Here is a 17100-nt window from a genome sequence, read left to right as displayed (position 1 = left end):
GTCCTCACTGTTTCACGGGGACCGACGCGCCGAGCTTGGTCGCCACATCGGCGCGCAGCTGCTTCTTGTCGATTTTTCCCACGTTGGTTTGCGGCAAGGTTGTCAGCCACTCGAGTCGTTCGGGCCACTTGAACTTCGCCACTCCCAGCGCGTTCAGATGGTTTTGCACATCAGCCATCGATAGCTGATCACCCTCTGCGGCAACGAGATAGGCACAGGTTCTCTCGCCGAGCCGGGGGTCCGGCATGGCGACCACCGCGGCATTGGCGATGCCAGGATGCTTGACGAGCAGCAGCTCGATCTCCTCGGCGTTGATCTTCTCGCCGCCACGGTTGATCAGGTCTTTGATCCGCCCCTCAATCGACACGTAACGGACCCCGTCGATCACCGTGACGCGGGCCAGATCACCGGTCCGATAGAAACCGTCGGACGTAAATGCCGAGCGGTTGTGGTCGGGAGCGTCGAAGTACCCAGGAATGGTGTACGGCCCGCGACAACACAATTCACCCACCTCGCCGTCAGCGAGAACAGCCTCTGACCCTGGCTCGAGAATCCGCACCTCGTCGTCTTCGGCGACGGGCGTGCCAACGGTGGTTGATCTGGCCGATGCGGGTGCATCGAGGGGTGTCACCAGGAACAGGCCCTCGGACATCCCGAACAGTTGGCCCGCCCGCTGGTCCACGTCACCGTCGGCGCGCGCGAACAACTCGGGGCTCGGCTTTGCGCCGGAGAGCACAACAGTTCGCAGATGCGGTCGTGGTTCGTCGAATGCTGCGCTTGCCACCGCTTGGTAGTGCCCGTGCCCGATGAGCACAGCGGTCGCGCGTTCGCGGACCATCAACCGGAATGCGCTCGGCGCATCGGGAGTGGCCAGAACGAGGCACGCTCCCACCGCATGTGCGGCATGCAATGCGCACGTGATGCCCGCGTTGTGGATCAACGGGATCAGATGTGCAACCCGGGTCTGCTCGGTCCAGCCGAGTCGCTCGGCGTAAAGCCGTGCGTTGTCCCAGTATTCGACGTGACGGCGGGGGATCACCTTGGGGACGCCGGTTGTGCCGCCGGACAATTGGAACGCACAGACGTCAAGCGGATCGATAGCTGCTTGAATGCGTTCCACGTGCTCTCGGGCGGCCTCGGCGACAACGTCTTCGCCGAGGGTCTCGATGCGGTGCACGCCTGGCGCGGGATCCGTTGCGCCGACCGTCAGAACCGTCCGCATCGTCGGATGCCCGTCGGATTGCTCTTGCGCGAACGACACCAGATCGAACGAGAGACCCACCTCCACCACATGGGCGACCGCGCCCACGGCTCGACTGATGTGTCCGATCTCGTGCCCGCGGTGCGCGGCAAGTGTTGCCACCGGAACCAACCCGGCCTTGAGGCAGCCATACCAGGTGAGAACGGTCTCGATGCGGTTGGTGGCCTGAAACAGCACGGGGTCACCGGGTTCGAGTCCCAGGTCGGATAAGCCCGCGGCAATCTGGTCAGTGCGCCGACCCAGGTCGCCGTAGGTGAGCGACCCGGACTCGGTGACCACCGCAATCCGGTCGCGATGGCGTTGCACCGTATCGTGCAGTCGACCGGCGACGGTCCGGTCGGTCCACGACCCTGACCGCCGGTACCGTTCGGCCCGCTCGTCGGGATAGTCGACCAGCCGAGCTCCCCAGCGGGAGCGGCCGGTCGGCGTGGCAACCGTCATTTGCCTGCCACCGCCGGGAGAAGCTGGGTCAGTTCGGCCACGTGATCGGGATGGTCTGCGGGCACGATGCCCGAGTACACCGCAGTCCAGCATCCTGGGCAGCACTGCTGCCGGAAAACCACTGGAGTATCGACGTATTCGGCAGGATCCGACGTGACCTGCGGTCCGGCGGTGTGAGAGGGGCCCTCGTACAGCGCCAGCGACAGCTTGCCCGTCTTGGTGTCGCCGAGAAGTCGCCCGCAGTGCGCGCAACCAACCACCCGGGCGTCGCCGATGGTCACCTCCACGAGGTTGTCGTCGAGCCGCCTGGCCCGGGTCAGGTCGAGCGTCGACTCCTGCCCGGTGGGCACATCGGAACGATCGCGGCGCTCGTCTTTCAGTGCAGCACGGTGTTGTTCAGTGGCATCGGTATCCAGTGCACCGTCTTTCACCACCACCCCGTAACCCACCGCAGCGCCATCCACCGTAACCTTGCCGTTGCGGACATCCAGCGCCACCGACTCGGGGTCGCGGCGCAGGGGGTCGCCGTAGCCACCGCCGCCCTGCCAGTGCATGTACAGCACCTCACCCGGCGCGAGGTAACTCTCGGCGTAGCAGGCTCCGATCTCCTTGTTGGCACCCAGATCATCGAGCGAGCCCGGGATGGTGCCGCTCGCCAGCAACTCGGTGATTCCGGAATTGCGGGCGAGGATCTCCAGTCCCGTGTTGCCGGGCAGACCTCCGGCCAATCCTGAGTTCTGTGCGACCGCCTTGCCGGCGGAGGCGAAGATCAATCCCATCGGCAGACTCGTGCCGTATGGGGTGACGGCCAGCGAGGCGCTCACGCCGCCACGATGACGGCCGGGGCCACCGGAGTCGGGTTCTTCTTTGCGCCACAACGTGAGTAGCGGGTAGAGGAACTCGGTCATCTCGGTGTCGGGGATGCGACCCATGGGGATGCAGAACAATCCGCCGGTGTCCATGCCGTCGGCCACAGGCCGTCCGCCGTAGCCACCGCTCATCGGCTCCATCAGGATATTCAGGAAGGGCACGGGTTGTTCCCCGCGTTCATCGAGGCCCGCGACCACCGCGGTATCCCAGGTGCCGCAGCACGACGCCATGACGTTCTTGCCGAGTTCGATGTGGCGGTCGAGCATCTGCGCCAGACACTCGGCAACCAGGTTGCCCGTCAGCCACGCCGGTCCGATCGGACCGCGACTGACCGCGGCGGGGAACGTCGCGTTGTTGATGGTGCCCTCTTCGGCGATCAGGTCGAAGCATCGCATCAAACCACCCGCAGACCAGGGGATGTCACCCGCAAGAATGGGCAGAAGGGCCAGCATCACCCCGCCGCGCATGCCCGCGTACGTGCAGTTGATGACGCCGGTTTGCGGGTCGGTGCCGGTGAAGTCGAACGAGAGGTGGTTGTCCTGCTTGGTCATGGCGAGGGTGATCTTGTGGACCTCCCGGTCGCCGACGCTCGACTGATCCTGATAGCCGGTGGCGTGCCAGGTTCCGTCGGGCAGGTCGGTCAGCTTGGCGCGCAGCCGATTCTCGGCATCGGCCATCATGCGCTTCATGACGGCTTTGACGGTGTCGGCGCCGTATTGTTCGATGACTGCGAGCAGTCGCTCACGGCCGACGCTGTTCGCGCCGATCTTCGCGCGCAGGTCCAGCCCCACCAGCATCGGTACGCGGGAGCGTCGTACCCACACGTCGGCGACGTCGCGTTGCAGCTGAAAGTCCCGGACCACTTTGATCGGCGGCGTCGGAAGTGATTCGGAGAAGACGTCTTTGGCCGCGGGATCGAACGAGCCGAGGCCGGAGCCACCGAGGTCGGGCTCGTGGCAGATGGCGCTGGTCCATCCGAACAGCATGCCGTCGTAGAAGACCGGTTGGTACACCATGACGTCACTCTGGTGCAGTCCGCCGCCGACCCACGGGTCGTTGCAGAGGAACATGTCGCCCTCGGTGATGCCGGGGTTGGTGGAGCGGTGCTGCAGGGTCCAGTAGATGGCGAGGTCGACGGCGCCGACCAGCATGGTGTTGTAGAGGCCCACCTGCACTTCTTGTCCGAGTTCGTCGCTGACGGCGAAGTCGAAGTCGTTGGCGTCGGTGACGATCGGCGATCCCGACATGCGCTTGAGAGCGTCGCCCATCTCGTCGGTGATCGACCACAGTCGGTGCCGGATCACCTCGTAGGTGAGCGGGTCGAGCTGGTCGATCTGTTCTTGGGTTACGGTGTGTACGGGGAGTGACGGGGGCAACGACCTGGCGAGGGCGTCGACGTCTATCGGCCGGCTGGAGAAGACTTCTGAGCCGGGGATCGGTGCGGTCATGAATGGGCTCCTGTGGCTTTAGGTCTGGTCGACCGTGATGATGAGGTTGCCGAGGCGATCGATCTCGCCCGTGGTGTTATGCGGCACAACAACAGTGGTGGTGGGTACCTCGATGACCGCGGGGCCGCGCAGAACGTGGCCGTCACGCAGGCCGGCGTAGTCGTAGATGTCGGTGTCGACGTATCCCTGGCGGCCGTCGAGGCACACCTTCCGGACGCCGAGGTGGGCCGAGCTCGCGTCCGGTGAGTCGGCGACCTCCAGTTCAGGGAGCTCCGGGGTGAAGGGGAGGACACCCGTGCCGCGCACCCGGTAGGTGATGGCCTGTATCCCGGCCTCGCGGAAGCCGCTGTCCTTGCCGTAGAGCTCGGCGTACCGGTTCTCGAATGTCTCTGCTGCTGTGGCGACTTCAGCAGAGGTCAACGAGCCTGACGGAATCGGTGTGGCCACCTCGGCCAGTTGCATCGCGTACCGCATGTCGATCTCGCGTTCGATCTCCACCGACTTGAACGTCAGGCCCTGCCGGTCGAGCTGTTCGCGGACCTGCTCTTCCAAGACCTTGAAGTTCTGCTCCACGCGCGCGGGATCGAGCGGTAACGCAGCTGGGTCTGAGAGTTCCCTGGCGAGAACGATGTCGGAGGAGGCCAGGCCGTAGGCCGAGAATGCGGAGGCCACCTGGCCGAGGGGCACCACCACCTGCGACACCCCGATCTCCTGGGCGTAGAGCCCACAGTGTGCGGGGCCGGAACCGCCGAAGGCGTAGACAATGAAGTTGCGGGGATCGTGTCCCGCCTCCACCACCGTCTTGCGCAGCAGATCTCCCGTTTGAGCGTTCTGTACTGCGTAGATCGCTGCGGCGGCTTCTTCGACCGAGAGTCCGAGTGGCTCGGCGATGCGGGTGCGGATGGCTTCGCGAGCGAGGTTGAGGTCCAGCGCTTTACGGCCACCGAGCAGGCCGCGTTCGGGCAGGATGCCGAGGACCAGGTTGGCATCGGTATTGGTGGGCTCGGTGCCGCCCTGGCCGTAACACGCGGGACCGGGAACAGCCTGCGCACTGTGCGGTCCGATCTGCAGGTTGCCGCCGGCGTCGAGCCAGGCGATCGCTCCTCCGCCAGCGCCGATCGCGTGGACTTCGAGCGTCGGCACGTTGATGGGGTGGTGGTTGATGATGGTGCTCGACGATCGGACCGGTTCGCCGTCGACGATCATGCCGACGAGGAACGTGGTGCCGCCGGCATCGGTGGCGATGATGTTGGTGTGTCCCAGTTGGCGTCCGAGGGACACCGACCCGACAACACCGCCCGTCAGGACCGACCCCACGGTGGAGATCGCGTTGCCGGGAGCTTCCGACGCGGCGACCGCGCCACCATTGCTCTGCATCACCAGCAGGGGACCGGCGAGCTTGTGCTCGCGCAGCTTGCCGTCGAGTTCACCGAGGTAGTCGCGGAGGCCGGGCCCGATCTGGGTGCTCATGATTGTTGTTGCGTTGCGCGCGAACTCGCGGATGCGCGGGCTGACTTCGCTGGAGAGGGACACGAAGACGGTGGGGTCAATCTCGTGGACGATGTCGCGGATGCGTTGTTCGTGCGCGGGATTGCGGAACGACCACAGGAGCGACACGGCGATGGCTGTGATGCCGTCGTCGAGAAGGGTTCTGACGGTGGCGCGTACCTCGTTTTCGTCGAGCGCCACCACCACGCGGCCGTCGCGGTCGACCCGCTCGGTGACCTCGAGTGCGTGGCGCTTGTGCACAAGACCGTGAGACTTGCTCTGTGCCATCACGTTCTGCAGCTGCTCGGGGGAGCGGCCGAGATACCGGCCTTCCACGTTCATGATGTAGATCGAGTCGCGGTGGCCTTTGGTGGTCAGGAACCCGACGTCGGGCACGTTGCCCATCACCAAGGCATTGAGCGACGACGTGGTGCCGTGCGCGATGTGGTGAGTGTTCGCCAGCATCTCGTCGAGCGGCTGATCCAATTGCTCCGCAAGCACATCGAGGACGTCCATGACCCCCTGTGAGTAGTCCGGGGGCGTCGACGGCGACTTGCCGCCGATCAGCAGGCCGTTCCCGTCATCGAGGACGGCATCGGTGAACGTCCCTCCGACGTCCACTCCGATCACGTATGCCATGGCCAGGTTCTCCTTCAGTTGCCGCTCAGTTCGTTCATTTACGTCAACGTTGAGTATTCGACGCCACTGCTCAGCTGTCAAGCAGGAAATGTGAGCCGCCTCACCGATTGTGCCGCGCGCGTCGATATTTGTGCAGCTCAGGACTGTGGAGATTGCCGCTTGACGGATTGTCATTCGCGTCGAATAATCGTCGTAGACGTCAACCGACGTTTGATGGCGCCGTGTTCGGCGCCTGAACTCGAAAGGACGGCCAGATGAGCGTTCACCGAATCGGCCTGGTGGTGCCAAGCTCCAACGTCACCGTCGAAACCGAGATGCCGGCCCTGTTGCGGCGACATCCCACCTCGGAGTTCTCGTTTCACTCGACGCGTATGCGGATGCACCGGGTGTCTCCGGAGGAGCTCGCTGCCATGAATGCCCAGCGTGAGCGGTGCGTGATGGAGATTGCCGACGCCGCGCCCGAGGCGATCCTCTACGCCTGCCTGGTGGCTCTGATGGTCGGTGGGCCGGGGGAGCACCAGCGGGTGGAAGGTGCAGTTGCCGAGCAGTTGGCGACGGGCGGTTCGGAGGCGATCATCCGGTCGAGTGCCGGAGCGTTGGTCGAGGGCTTGCGTGCTCTCGATGCCAAGCGCATCGCCATCGTGACGCCGTACCTGCGGCCGCTGGCCGAGAAGGTTGTCGAATACCTGGAGGCCGAGGACTTCGAGGTGGTCGACTGGCGTGCACTTGAAGTGGCTGACAACGCCGAGGTCGGCTGCATTGCCGGCGACCGCGTGATGGAAGCCGCCCGGTCACTTGACCTCACCGACGTGGACGCTGTGGTGCTCTCGTGCTGCGTGCAGATGCCGTCACTTGCACTGATCGACGACGCCGAGCGTGAGTTCGGCATTCCCGTGCTGTCGGCTGCGACCGCCGGCGCGTACAGCCTGCTGCGTGGTCTCGGCCTGCCCGTGGCCATCGACGGCGCCGGCAGTTTGCTGCGCGCAGACGTGGCATCCGTTCCCGCCTGACATCCGAAGCTCAACAGAAGGACGTACTCATGAGCGAGCTTGACCACAAGGTGCGCGGTGTTGACCACGTCGCCTACCCAACATTCGACCCGGCGGGCACCGTCCGCTTCTATCGCGACGTGCTCGGTTTCCCTGTGGTGCATTCCATTTGCGCCGCTGGCTGGGGTCCAGACAAGCATCCCGACTTCATCCACTTCTTTTTCGACATCGGTAACGACGACCGGCTCGCGTTCTTCTACTACTTCGGCCTCGAACCGTTCGAGGGTGGACCACAGGGCGACTCGTATTCGCGCTTCGCCGAGGATGTTCCGATCTTCTTCATCCGATCGCGGCACCTGGCCATCCACGTCGACAACGAGGACGACTTGCTCGAATACCGTCGGCGCCTCGACGGCAGTGACTGGCCGGTGGAGATGCAGATCCAGCACGAGACCATCGAGTCGATCTACACCCATGACCCCAACGGCTACATGATCGAGATCACCCGAGCGATGCGTCCGGTGACGCCGCAGGAGGATCTTGATGCGAACCTGACCATTGACGCGTTGATCGACGTTGTGTCTGCGCCGAATCCGAGCATGGCCGGTCTGCTGACGCGTAAGGCCGAACTGATCGTTCAGCGCGCGGCGCAGTGGCAAGAGGAGCAGGACGCGCAGTCGGTGCTTGATGTGGTGGAGGCCGGCCGATGACCACGTTCTTCATTCTGGATGTGCCCGAGAACAAGGCGGTCGCTGCGGTGGCGGGCGAGGACCCGGAGGTCACCGTCGATCACGTGGGGCCGTACTACCGGGTGTCGGCTGACGCGGCCATCGTGGTCGACCGGCGAGCCACCGGTTGTCGCCACGCGGTCTGGTACAGCTGCGTCGCCGGTCTGGGAGCGTCACGAATCACGCAGTGGGACAAAGACGCCTTGAAGGTGGAACCGCTGTGAGTGTTGCTGATGCCGGCGAGCGCTTAGGCGCAGGTCGGTACATCGAGTCCGCGGAGCAACCGTCGAACACGGTGACGTCGGTGCATGAGCTGACCACGTCTGACGGTGCGAAGGCGTCCGGGGTGTTGCGGACTATTCCGTCGGCGCGGACCGTGGTCGCGCTGATGCATCCGCGCCAGGATCTCACCCACCACGTGCTGGTGCCTGAACTGCTGGCCCGGGGGTTTGCGGTGTGGACGCAGGGCACGCGGTCGGTGAACAACGACCTGAATCTGATTCACGAGCAGGCGTTGCTGGATGTCGCTGCGGGTCAGGTGTTTCTGCGGGACAGGGGCTTTGATTCGGTGGTGTCGTTGGGGCACTCCGGGGGTGGAACGCTGTTTGCGTTTTATCACCAGCAAGCGGGGTTGGCCTCAGGTGATCGGCTGACGCGGACCCCGGCTGGTAGGCCGATTGATCTTGCGTCGGCGGAGATGCCGGTGCCCGACGGTGCGTTGTTCATGGCGCCGCATCCTGGTCAGGGGGAGTTGCTCCTGCGGTTGATCGATCCGTCGGTGGTTGACGAGAACGATCCTTTGAGTGTGGATCCGGCGTTGAATGCGTTTGATCCGGCCAACGGCTTTGTTGATGCGCCCGGTGCGTCGTCGTATGCGCCGGAGTTCGTGGAGCAGTATCGGGCGGCTCAGCGTGCGCGGGTGGAGCGGCTGGATGCGGTCGCGCGGGTGCACGTTGCGGAGAGTGCCGATGCGCGTGCGCGATTCAAGGTTTCGAGTGATCCGGTGGATCGACGTGCGGCGTTGGCCCCGCGGCTGATGACGGTGTATCGAACGGACGCGGATCTGCGGTTTGTGGACCCGTCACTGAGTCCGAATGACCGGCCGTATGGTTCGTTGTTCGGTCGCAGGCCCGATCTGACGAATTACGGGTTGGTCGGGTTCGGCCGACTGTCTACTGCGGATGCTTGGTTGTCGACGTGGTCGGGGTTGTCGAGCAATGCAGCGTTTGTACGTTGTGCGCCGGGGGTGAAGGCGCCGACGTTGTTCGTGGAATTGACCGGGGATCAAGCATGTTTCCCGGAAGATGCGCTGGAGATGGTTGGTGCCATGGGGTCGGATGACGTGACGCATGTGCGGGTGGAAGGAACCCACTTTGGTGGCCCGATTCGGGACGGGGCTCCGACCGGGGCAAGTCTGGCGGCTGCTGAGATCGGTGGGTGGTTGGGGGAGCGGTTCGAATCCTGACGTCACACCGCCGCGCGATATCGGCGTGGGTACTACTTCCCGCCGGTCACCTGTTGCTGGATCCCGAGGTAGTACTCCTGTTGGGCGGGGTAGTAGTCGTCGAAGTCGATGGCACTTGGATCCGCGTCTGTGAGTGCAGCAACAAGCCGGTCGAGGTAGTACTCCCAGCCTGGCCCGGTGTTCTCTATTGTTGTTGGGTCGTCGATGATTTGGCTCAGGGTCAATGTCGTGACCCCGTCGGCCTCTGAGAGTTCGACGATGAGGTCCCACGTCCCGAAGTCGTCAGTGGTGCGCACCCGCAGCACTCGTGGTGGCTCGCAGCGTTCGATGTTGTAGCGCGCGGGCGTGACGTCGTCACCCTCGGCGTTCATGGTGAACTCGACGTACCCCTGCTCAGGGTCGCCTGTGAAGAACCCTATCCACCGTGCGAGGCGGTCGGATTCGGTGACGGCTGCCCACACGTCGTCTATGGGGGCACGGAAGGTGCGGACGAACGCGACTGCGTCGCCCTCGTCGCGCGGGGTGAATGAACCAGTCGGTGTGATGGTCATGCGGTCTCCTCGTCGGGGGTGGTGGATTGGGCTTGACGCGGCATGCTGCGACGTTGCTTGACGGTGCGACGCACCTCGGTGGCGAGAGCGTCGAGGGCTGATTCGGGGACCGGCAGGCGGCGCTCCGCGGAACTTGGTGCCGGCTGGACTTCCCCCGTGGGCGTCAGTTCGTCGATGAACTGCTGGACTTCGTCGATGGGCTGTCGTTCTAAGCGGTAGTGCCGTTCACGGCCTCTGTCTTCGGCGACGACGAGCCCAGCTTCCGACAGCACTCGCAAGTGGCGACTAACCGCTGGCCGGGAGATGGGTTGTGAATCAGCAAGATTCGAACAGAGATCGACCACACGTGAGGGACCAGCGACCAGGGTGCGCAGGATGCTGCGTCGCACGGGGTCGGCGATGGCTTCGAAGACGCTCACGATTGAAAGGGTAACCGACCGGTTACCAATAAGCCAGGGTGGACTCCACAATCATTTGGCGTCGCGAACTGCGCAGGGTCACAAATGCCGTGATCGGGCATGCAGACTGGTCTTCCACGAGATGAGCGTTTGACCAGGTGACGTTCAGCTCGAGCGTGGTACTTCGTCACGGACGGTCAGGTACTCGGCGAGGACGGCAAAGTTCGGGTACCGCTCCCACCCTGCTTTGTCGCCGATAACGATGAGGCGACGTTGTGCTCGGCTAGCCGCGACATTGACAAGATTTGGCGTCTGCGATGCCCACCTTTTGGCGCCGCTACGTTGCGGGTCGCCACCCAGCACGAGAAAGACTACGGGGGCTTCGCGTCCCTGCGCGGTGTGAATTGTGCCGCCGGTCATTCCGGGGTAGTCGTCGGCGACTCGATTCAGTTCCTGTGCCACAGCACGGAACGGTGAGATCGCGATGATTTCCTTCGCATCGACGCCGGCAAGTATGAGGTTGTCGATCTCGATGCGGAGTTGCTCGATCTCGGCAGTCTGAAGATGGCTTCCAGGAAGGGGGTCGGCTATGTCGATCCACCGGCTCGGTGAGATCTGTTCGAAGTCTGCGATGGTTTTTGCGCTTCGATGGACGCCGTTGATCATCATGTCGTCGTAGGCGATCGCGTTGGACACTTCGAACATCGGTGAATCGCAGCGACGGTGCACTCGCAGGGGAGCGCTGACCCATGTGGGCTCGTTGCCGTTACGCAGGGTCGTGCCGTAGCGACCGATACGGTCCGCCAGTTGTTGTACGGAGGTGTAGGACGGGATCCATGTGTCGGCGACATGGAACTGTTTCGCCAAGTCGTGTTGTGCGCGTTTGGGAATGGTCACCACGGGCGTGAGTTGCATTGGATCACCAACAGCGACGACACGTTGAGACCTAAAGATAGCGCCGACCGCTGCTTGCGGCGTTGCCTGTCCGGCCTCATCGATGAGCAGCCAACCCAGCGCGGCGCGGTCTACCCCGCGGAGCATTCTCGCGACCGAGGCGAATGTGCTGGAGATCAGCGGGACAGCAAAGAAGAAGAGCTGCCACGCCGCCAGCCGTGCGCGCGGATCGAGGTCGGCAGGTGCGGCACCGAGCATCACGTCAAGTGATCCCATGAGTCCCTGCCGAATCTGGCTTGCGTTGGCCAGAAAGGCGCGGTGGAGCTCCAGGCCTGCGAGAAAGAGGTTGGCGCGGGCACGGTTGAGGTCAGGATGCTGCCACGCTCCGTGCAGTTCGCGTCTGGATTCGTCGTTGAGCCACTCTTGATTGGGATAGCAACGTCCGTACCGCTCGGAATCGGCTGCGACAGTTCGTAAGAGGACTGCTTCCTCGTTTCGCAGTTCGGCAATTCTGTCTGCGAAGAACCTCCTTTCGCCATATAGCGCGGACACCTGGCTCTGTAGCACCTGCACTTGCGTAGTGTGATGGTGCTCGTTGCCCTCTGCTGCGGCCAGCGCCTGGTTGAAGTCGAGCAGTTCCTGCCGCCATGTGCGGGAGGCCTGGCCGGCTGTGATGAAGGTTTCGAACCAGGTCGGTCGCGCATCTACATGTCGAGCACGTTGTGCGGCGCAGGCGGTCGTGATGGAGTTCAGGTGTGCGCTGCGCGATTGGAGCTGTGTGAGTTCACGTTCGGCACTGCGGAGACGATCACCCGTATCGCACAGTCGCTGGTCCACCGCCCGGATCTCGTTGCCGATGGTGTTGCGCCGATCGAGTCGGCCTGCCGCCGACTGGGCCTCGGCGACCAAATTCTCGACATGGCTCTGTGCCGCAGCGAATTTGGTGCGCGCCTCCTCCCACGAGGGGCGACTGGCTGCATCTTTCTCCCAGTTCTTCAGCAACTGTTGCATACCGTGCACGACCGTGCCCTGCGGATCCTGTGGTCCGCTCTGCACGCCTTTGCCGAACCAGAACGTGGAGTAGAACTGGTTGCGGTTGCTGGAGTTTCCCAATCGGGCCGCGATCAGCCCCCACGATCGCGGTGGGCCACCGTCGCCGTCGAAGGAGCTCTTGGCAATCTCGCTGGCCAGTTGAGCGAAGTGGTCAGCGTGTTGCCGCCAGGTCTCGTGGATTTGACGCTGCTGCGGCAACTCGTCGGACACGTTGGCTACAGCCGGGTTGTTGGACGACACCACGATCATCTCGTACCCGGTCAGATCGGCGCGCAACTGCTTGACCCGTCGCGGATAGTCGCCGGCTTTCCAGTAGTGCTGGGTGCCCGTGAACGCTTCGTCTGGACTGCTGAGACTGGCCAAGACCTGCGCCCGGTGCACGACGTTGCCGGCGAGCAGATCCCGCAGCATCGTCGTCTTGCCGGTGCCAGGCGGGCCGTTCACTCCCATCACGCCTTGCGCCGGTCCCAATGTGCGCAGTGCCTCGTTAACGGCGAACTGCTGACTCGTTGCCAGTGGGTGGTCGGGGTTGGATAGCCAGCGTCCGAGAGGGATTCGATGACAGTCCGTGCCCGCGAGGACCACCTCGGTATCGTCCACGACATCGATCCGAGTCGAGACCGGAACATCCTGTTCGGACGTCAGATATTGGTCCAGCGCGGTGCCGAACTCGGACCCCGCCACCATGCCCAGATCGTCGAGGAAGAAGCTGTTGAGGAAGTTGTAGCCCGGCAACTGGTCGGCGCGATCTTTGCGCACCTTGGTGCTGGCGATGTAGATGTCCGCGGTGGCCAGTCGCGCAGGGGAGTTACGCCTGCTGTCGCCTGCGCGATCTGGAGGAACGCCCGAAGGATGTCTTTGTCGACGCGAGGATCTTCTGTCAGCCCACGCTCGTTCTTCAGGTCAGCGACATAGTCGGTCAGACTTTCCGTGAGGGCCTTCTGCGCGCCGTCGAATCCCTCGAGCCACGTCGGATTGTGGACCCCCGGGTTCGCGGTACGTCCCACCGCCCACAACGCTGACGACAGCATTTCCGATTCTGCAATCAGTCGACCGTCATCAGCGATGACAAGGCCGGCGCAGGCGCTGCGGCCATCCGGGCGCTCGTCGTAGGCATCCTCATCGCTGGGGAACACCGAGTGCAGGTGCTCGTAAATGCTCTCGAGCTGATATACCCCCAGATAAACGGTGTGCTGCCAGGCCATTTCATGCTGCTGCGACTTGCCGGTGAACCCGGCGGGCGGCAGAGCCTCCCATGGCAGGGGCCGCCCCGGGCGCCAGCTCACCACCGGATGGTTGTCGCTCTTGGGATCGAGCTTTTCTACCTTCTGCGGACTGAACAACTCCACAAGTCGCCAATACCGCAGGACATCCCGCTGTCGTTGAACCCGCAATTCATCTGTATTCCCCCCGGACATACCGCCGACGATAGGCTAAGCCCTCCACCGGGTGTGGCTCGGGTGTGCTGCTCTGGTGCAGTCGGCGAAGACGGTGGTCGCTCCAATTCATTCCCGCAGGGTGTGACCCATTGACGTGCTGGTGCCGAGCTGTTGATTGGCGGCTCGCGGTATGGACGCCGGGCACGCGGTCACTGGCCAACTATCGACGGCGGCCCGAGCAGGCCCGCTAGGTGTCGCGGCGGGTCAGGTGTACTGCGAGACAACGATTTTGATTCCATGGCGCCGCCATGCGTTGTTTGGTCGTCGACCCGACCTTGCCAACTATGGGTTGGTGCCTCGAACACGCTCACGCTGTAATGGTGACCGACTAGTTACCAATGCGCCAGGAGTCCACTGTCGGAGCACGCGGGGTCGAGTTCGTGCTCAAATGGCGCTTGTCATCCAAGAGACGAGGGTTTGTCCGGGGAAGCACTCTGAAACGATCAAGAGCGCGCGATATTGTGGCGAGTCATCGACCCGGATAACGTCTTCGGCGTCTACTCGCTGAGGCAGTTGGCCCCCGGGGCGATCCTCACAAGGGGGCCGAGATTCGTTGCAGGCGTACCCGTCAACAAATGCTTCACTCAGCGGTTCGTGGAAGTACTGCCCAACGTACGATTCCCACTCGCTTGTTGGCAGCAGAAACGAAAGATCTGTGCAGTTACCTTGAGCCGACGAATCGGTGTAAGAAACTACCTCTCCTGCTTTGTCCGGAATGGAGACCTTCAACACGGACGCGGCCTTCTCCGGATTGTCTGTATCGAGTTTGGCGACAACGTCACATCCCGTCACCCCCGCCACGAACATCATGAGGAGTGCGAGCGAACGGACTGAACGACCCAGAGTGGTTCTTCGCGGCAAGAGCATGACAAACATTTGAGTGAGTCCTCGCGATTGATTGAATCGATAGGCGACGTCGGGTCTTCTACCGCGGTACGGCCCACTCGATAGTCTGGTATTTGACGTGCCGACCATGTTCAGGACTTCGGGACACACCAAGTGCGATGTGGATCGTTCAGGTCAGATTTGTCTAAGTACTCGGCTTTTCACTTGGTCCCACCGTCGGGCAATGGATTCCGCACCCCGGGCGCCGTTCAACTACTCTTGCTTCGGGCTTCTTGCCCTGCGCTTTTGGATGAAGCGGCCTCCAATCGACAAGAGCAACCAAGTTCCGGGTATCCAGAGATAGCAACTCACTGCGTACGTGATACTGAAGTAATATACGCCGTCGGAAAGATCAATTAGGGTGCGCTCCGCGATCATGAGCAAAATGATGAAGCCAAAAACGAAAGCAATGTAACTGATCGGCAAAGAAAGAAGAAACAAACCAAAAGAGTAGGGTCGTATAAGCCTCCTCATGACCTATGGCACCTCGTGGTGGCCCGGTAAATGCTTCAACGGGCCCCATGGGTCGGATTTATCGGGCATGTACTCGTACATCGGAGTGGTCACCCCTGAGGGGCTATCGTTGTACACCTCCCACGCGGGATAATTCGAGAGTTGTCCCGCAACTTCAGGGGTACCGTCGAGCGGTGAGGTGATCAAGGTCCCACGGACCGTCCATCCAAATGTGCTGGCGCCATACTCGCCCACTTTTTGATCATAGAGCGGGGCATACGGATCCATCGCTTCGAACGTAACCTGAACGCGTTCGTCATCCTGAGCAACGCCGAAAGTGGGTGTGTCGACTTTAACTGCGCCGGAATGGGTTTCGATGGAAGGGTTCTGCCGCATCACGACAACTCCGTTGTCGTAATCAACGTAGATCGCGACCCTGCTGTCCTCGGCGCCGGCGGTGGGGTCGAAGCCGCGGTTGTCACCACCTCGGTTTTGGTGAGGCGGGTTGTTCACATTATCGCGCGGGATGAAGGCATTGATCCGTTGCAGCCCGCCTCCTGGCACCTTGTCGATCGTCTTTACAACAACGGCAGAGTCGAGCCCTTTGTATTTTGGATCGTAAGTGTTCGTATCGAGCATCTCTGCCATTCGCCAATCGTTAGCCGACACCGGGTTGCGGCCGAACTGATCATGGAACGCTTGCGTCTGATTTGCCTTACGCGCGATGCTACTTGTGCCGTCTAGTGGGTCTACATCCTTGACGGGTAAGTCACCGTCGGCTCCGTCGATCGCAGCCGCGAGATTCTTGTCCACGTTCTCAGCGGACAACAACAGGCCGTCGAGCTGCTCCTGCAGCTGAGCTTTGATGGCGTAGTACTTGGATTGGGCCGCACTGTCCCACGAATCGAAGCCCGCCGGAAGCGGCCCGTCGACACGGCCATCCGGTGAAACGGTCAGCGACTGCGCTGCGGCATCCGCTCGGATGGCAGCGAGCTTCTGCTTGACGGCGTCGATATCGTCGGCCGCCTCTTTCGCGGCGTTTGCGATGGCCGCGGCCTCTTCTTTGTGGTCGGTGAAGTCTAGAATCGTCCTGTTGATCGACGTCTTGGCCGCCTCGGCCGTCTGCCCAGACCACTGGCCAAAGACGGACAAGTTGGTGAAGTGAGCAACCATGGTGTCGCATGCAGCGATCTGCTTTTTGGTTCGGTGGAAAACTTCTCTGACTTGCTCGGAATTCCAGCGGTCTATGTCTGCAACGGTGACCACAGTATGACTTAGAGGTTCAGCGACGGCGTGTTGGTGGCTGCCAGCTCTATCGCATGGCTGGAAGCGTCGTCGGTGTTGGTGTACTCAAGCGCTGCTGATGAAAACTCCTGGGAGTGCGCGAGAACTTGGCTGAGCAACGCGCGGTGTTTACCTTGCCATCGAGCCGACAGGCTGGTCATCGACTCTTTCGAGCTCCCAGTCCAGCCCTGTTCGGTCGCCACGCCGATTACTTGCAGCGAGTCCGCGAACACCGCCGCACAGTCGTCGTGCCACGTGCGAACTTGTTTCGCTGCGTGAAGTAAGTCATCCGGATGTACTAGTAGTTCCCCCATTGGGCGAACTTTACAGGTGCCAACACAACCGCATTGCGCGTGGCGGCGGCACTGTGCCTGCAGGCGACCTGCCCCGGTTCTTCGCGGCGGTTGGCGCGTAGCCCGCGGTAGGGACGTACGGCCTGGCATTCCGCGTACGTCCGAGAGTGGTTGTTCAAGAAAGCCTTCGGTCGATTGTCTGCGAGCATCTGCTCTGTCTCGGAGGATCGGCAATCGTCCCCGAACTAACCTCCAGGGACTGTGTGATGGGTATGCTGCGGTCCTGTTGAGGGACGGCATCGCCAGGGCCATCCGAAGATTCTCAGGGTGCTCGACTGACGTTGGCCGCGTATGCCAGTAGGTCGACTGCGACTAGGGTCGGCTGTTGGGAACAGTCTTTTCGTCTGCCGGGGGGCATGGTGTGGGTACATCCAGAGTTGGTGTTGGTTTGGTCGACGTGCGTCGCGTCGTTGGATGTCGGACCGCGCTGGGGCCCGAACATCGAATTCCAGTACCAGAGC

At 62.6% G+C, this 17100-nt stretch carries 13 protein-coding genes; 4 read left to right on the top strand and 9 right to left on the bottom strand.

All coding sequences use genetic code 11. The features are described from left to right. Window positions 1-4 precede the first annotated feature (4 nt). Genes KXR83_RS07045 through KXR83_RS07035 form a run of 3 tightly spaced genes read right to left on the bottom strand, consistent with a single transcriptional unit; the run spans window position 5 to window position 6147 of the window. Window positions 5-1702 carry a (2,3-dihydroxybenzoyl)adenylate synthase gene (locus tag KXR83_RS07045; protein ID WP_437424211.1) on the bottom strand — a complete coding sequence of 566 codons (1698 nt, stop codon included), beginning with the start codon at window positions 1700-1702 and terminating at the stop codon, window positions 5-7. Next, window positions 1699-4020 carry a hydantoinase B/oxoprolinase family protein gene (locus KXR83_RS07040; protein WP_437424210.1) on the bottom strand — a complete coding sequence of 774 codons (2322 nt, stop codon included), beginning with the start codon at window positions 4018-4020 and terminating at the stop codon, window positions 1699-1701. The genes KXR83_RS07045 and KXR83_RS07040 overlap by 4 nt, the downstream gene beginning before the upstream one ends. 18 nt (window positions 4021-4038) lie before the next feature. Then, entirely contained in the window at window positions 4039-6147 is a 2109-nt protein-coding gene (locus KXR83_RS07035) for a hydantoinase/oxoprolinase family protein (protein ID WP_437424209.1), read from the bottom strand. A gap of 254 nt (window positions 6148-6401) precedes the next feature. Here KXR83_RS07035 and KXR83_RS07030 point away from each other — a divergent pair, with 254 nt between their 5' ends. From KXR83_RS07030 to KXR83_RS07015, 4 genes are read left to right on the top strand one after another with little or no spacing between them, the layout of a single operon-like run. Further along, the gene (locus KXR83_RS07030; protein WP_437424208.1) at window positions 6402-7157 is read left to right on the top strand and encodes a maleate cis-trans isomerase family protein; all 756 of its coding nucleotides are present in this window, start codon (window positions 6402-6404) and stop codon (window positions 7155-7157) included. 29 nt (window positions 7158-7186) lie between these two features. After that, the gene (locus KXR83_RS07025; protein ID WP_437424207.1) at window positions 7187-7846 is read left to right on the top strand and encodes a VOC family protein; all 660 of its coding nucleotides are present in this window, start codon (window positions 7187-7189) and stop codon (window positions 7844-7846) included. Beyond that, on the top strand, window positions 7843-8088 hold the full coding sequence (locus KXR83_RS07020; RefSeq protein WP_437424206.1) for a hypothetical protein: 246 nt from the start codon (window positions 7843-7845) through the stop codon (window positions 8086-8088). Before KXR83_RS07025 ends, KXR83_RS07020 begins: the two co-directional genes overlap by 4 nt. Further along, window positions 8085-9329 carry an alpha/beta hydrolase gene (locus tag KXR83_RS07015; RefSeq protein WP_437424205.1) on the top strand — a complete coding sequence of 415 codons (1245 nt, stop codon included), beginning with the start codon at window positions 8085-8087 and terminating at the stop codon, window positions 9327-9329. Before KXR83_RS07020 ends, KXR83_RS07015 begins: the two co-directional genes overlap by 4 nt. Window positions 9330-9361: 32 nt before the next feature. Here KXR83_RS07015 and KXR83_RS07010 read toward each other — a convergent pair whose 3' ends face one another. The 6 genes from KXR83_RS07010 to KXR83_RS06985 form a co-directional block, all read right to left on the bottom strand. Further along, a complete protein-coding gene (locus tag KXR83_RS07010; RefSeq protein ID WP_437424204.1) occupies window positions 9362-9880 on the bottom strand; it encodes an SRPBCC family protein in 519 nt (172 codons plus the stop codon). Next, the gene (locus tag KXR83_RS07005; RefSeq protein ID WP_437424203.1) at window positions 9877-10299 is read right to left on the bottom strand and encodes an ArsR/SmtB family transcription factor; all 423 of its coding nucleotides are present in this window, start codon (window positions 10297-10299) and stop codon (window positions 9877-9879) included. Before KXR83_RS07005 ends, KXR83_RS07010 begins: the two co-directional genes overlap by 4 nt. 144 nt (window positions 10300-10443) lie before the next feature. Continuing rightward, on the bottom strand, window positions 10444-12984 hold the full coding sequence (locus KXR83_RS07000) for a DEAD/DEAH box helicase (protein WP_437424202.1): 2541 nt from the start codon (window positions 12982-12984) through the stop codon (window positions 10444-10446). Next, entirely contained in the window at window positions 12867-13643 is a 777-nt protein-coding gene (locus tag KXR83_RS06995) for a hypothetical protein (protein ID WP_437424201.1), read from the bottom strand. The genes KXR83_RS07000 and KXR83_RS06995 overlap by 118 nt, the downstream gene beginning before the upstream one ends. Window positions 13644-15026: 1383 nt before the next feature. Then, window positions 15027-16268 carry a hypothetical protein gene (locus KXR83_RS06990; RefSeq protein WP_437424200.1) on the bottom strand — a complete coding sequence of 414 codons (1242 nt, stop codon included), beginning with the start codon at window positions 16266-16268 and terminating at the stop codon, window positions 15027-15029. A gap of 8 nt (window positions 16269-16276) precedes the next feature. After that, complete coding sequence (locus KXR83_RS06985) at window positions 16277-16600, bottom strand: hypothetical protein (protein ID WP_437424199.1); 324 nt, start codon at window positions 16598-16600, stop codon at window positions 16277-16279. Between the last annotated feature and the right edge of the window lie 500 nt (window positions 16601-17100).

The organism is Williamsia muralis, assembly GCF_051487485.1.
In the GTDB taxonomy this organism is placed as follows: domain Bacteria; phylum Actinomycetota; class Actinomycetes; order Mycobacteriales; family Mycobacteriaceae; genus Williamsia; species Williamsia muralis_B.
Note: the sequence above shows the minus strand (reverse complement) of the source record. Positions and strands in the feature narration are given on the sequence as shown.

What these genes read in the sequence shown, in the direction of transcription:
- KXR83_RS06995 (WP_437424201.1), bottom strand. Translation starts at nt 13,643, where the DNA reads ATGTCCGGGGGGAATACAGATGAATTGCGGGTTCAACGACAGCGGGAT.
- KXR83_RS07020 (WP_437424206.1), top strand. Translation starts at nt 7,843, where the DNA reads ATGACCACGTTCTTCATTCTGGATGTGCCCGAGAACAAGGCGGTCGCT.
- KXR83_RS07045 (WP_437424211.1), bottom strand. Translation starts at nt 1,702, where the DNA reads ATGACGGTTGCCACGCCGACCGGCCGCTCCCGCTGGGGAGCTCGGCTG.
- KXR83_RS07035 (WP_437424209.1), bottom strand. Translation starts at nt 6,147, where the DNA reads ATGGCATACGTGATCGGAGTGGACGTCGGAGGGACGTTCACCGATGCC.
- KXR83_RS07030 (WP_437424208.1), top strand. Translation starts at nt 6,402, where the DNA reads ATGAGCGTTCACCGAATCGGCCTGGTGGTGCCAAGCTCCAACGTCACC.
- KXR83_RS07010 (WP_437424204.1), bottom strand. Translation starts at nt 9,880, where the DNA reads ATGACCATCACACCGACTGGTTCATTCACCCCGCGCGACGAGGGCGAC.
- KXR83_RS06985 (WP_437424199.1), bottom strand. Translation starts at nt 16,600, where the DNA reads ATGGGGGAACTACTAGTACATCCGGATGACTTACTTCACGCAGCGAAA.
- KXR83_RS07025 (WP_437424207.1), top strand. Translation starts at nt 7,187, where the DNA reads ATGAGCGAGCTTGACCACAAGGTGCGCGGTGTTGACCACGTCGCCTAC.
- KXR83_RS07040 (WP_437424210.1), bottom strand. Translation starts at nt 4,020, where the DNA reads ATGACCGCACCGATCCCCGGCTCAGAAGTCTTCTCCAGCCGGCCGATA.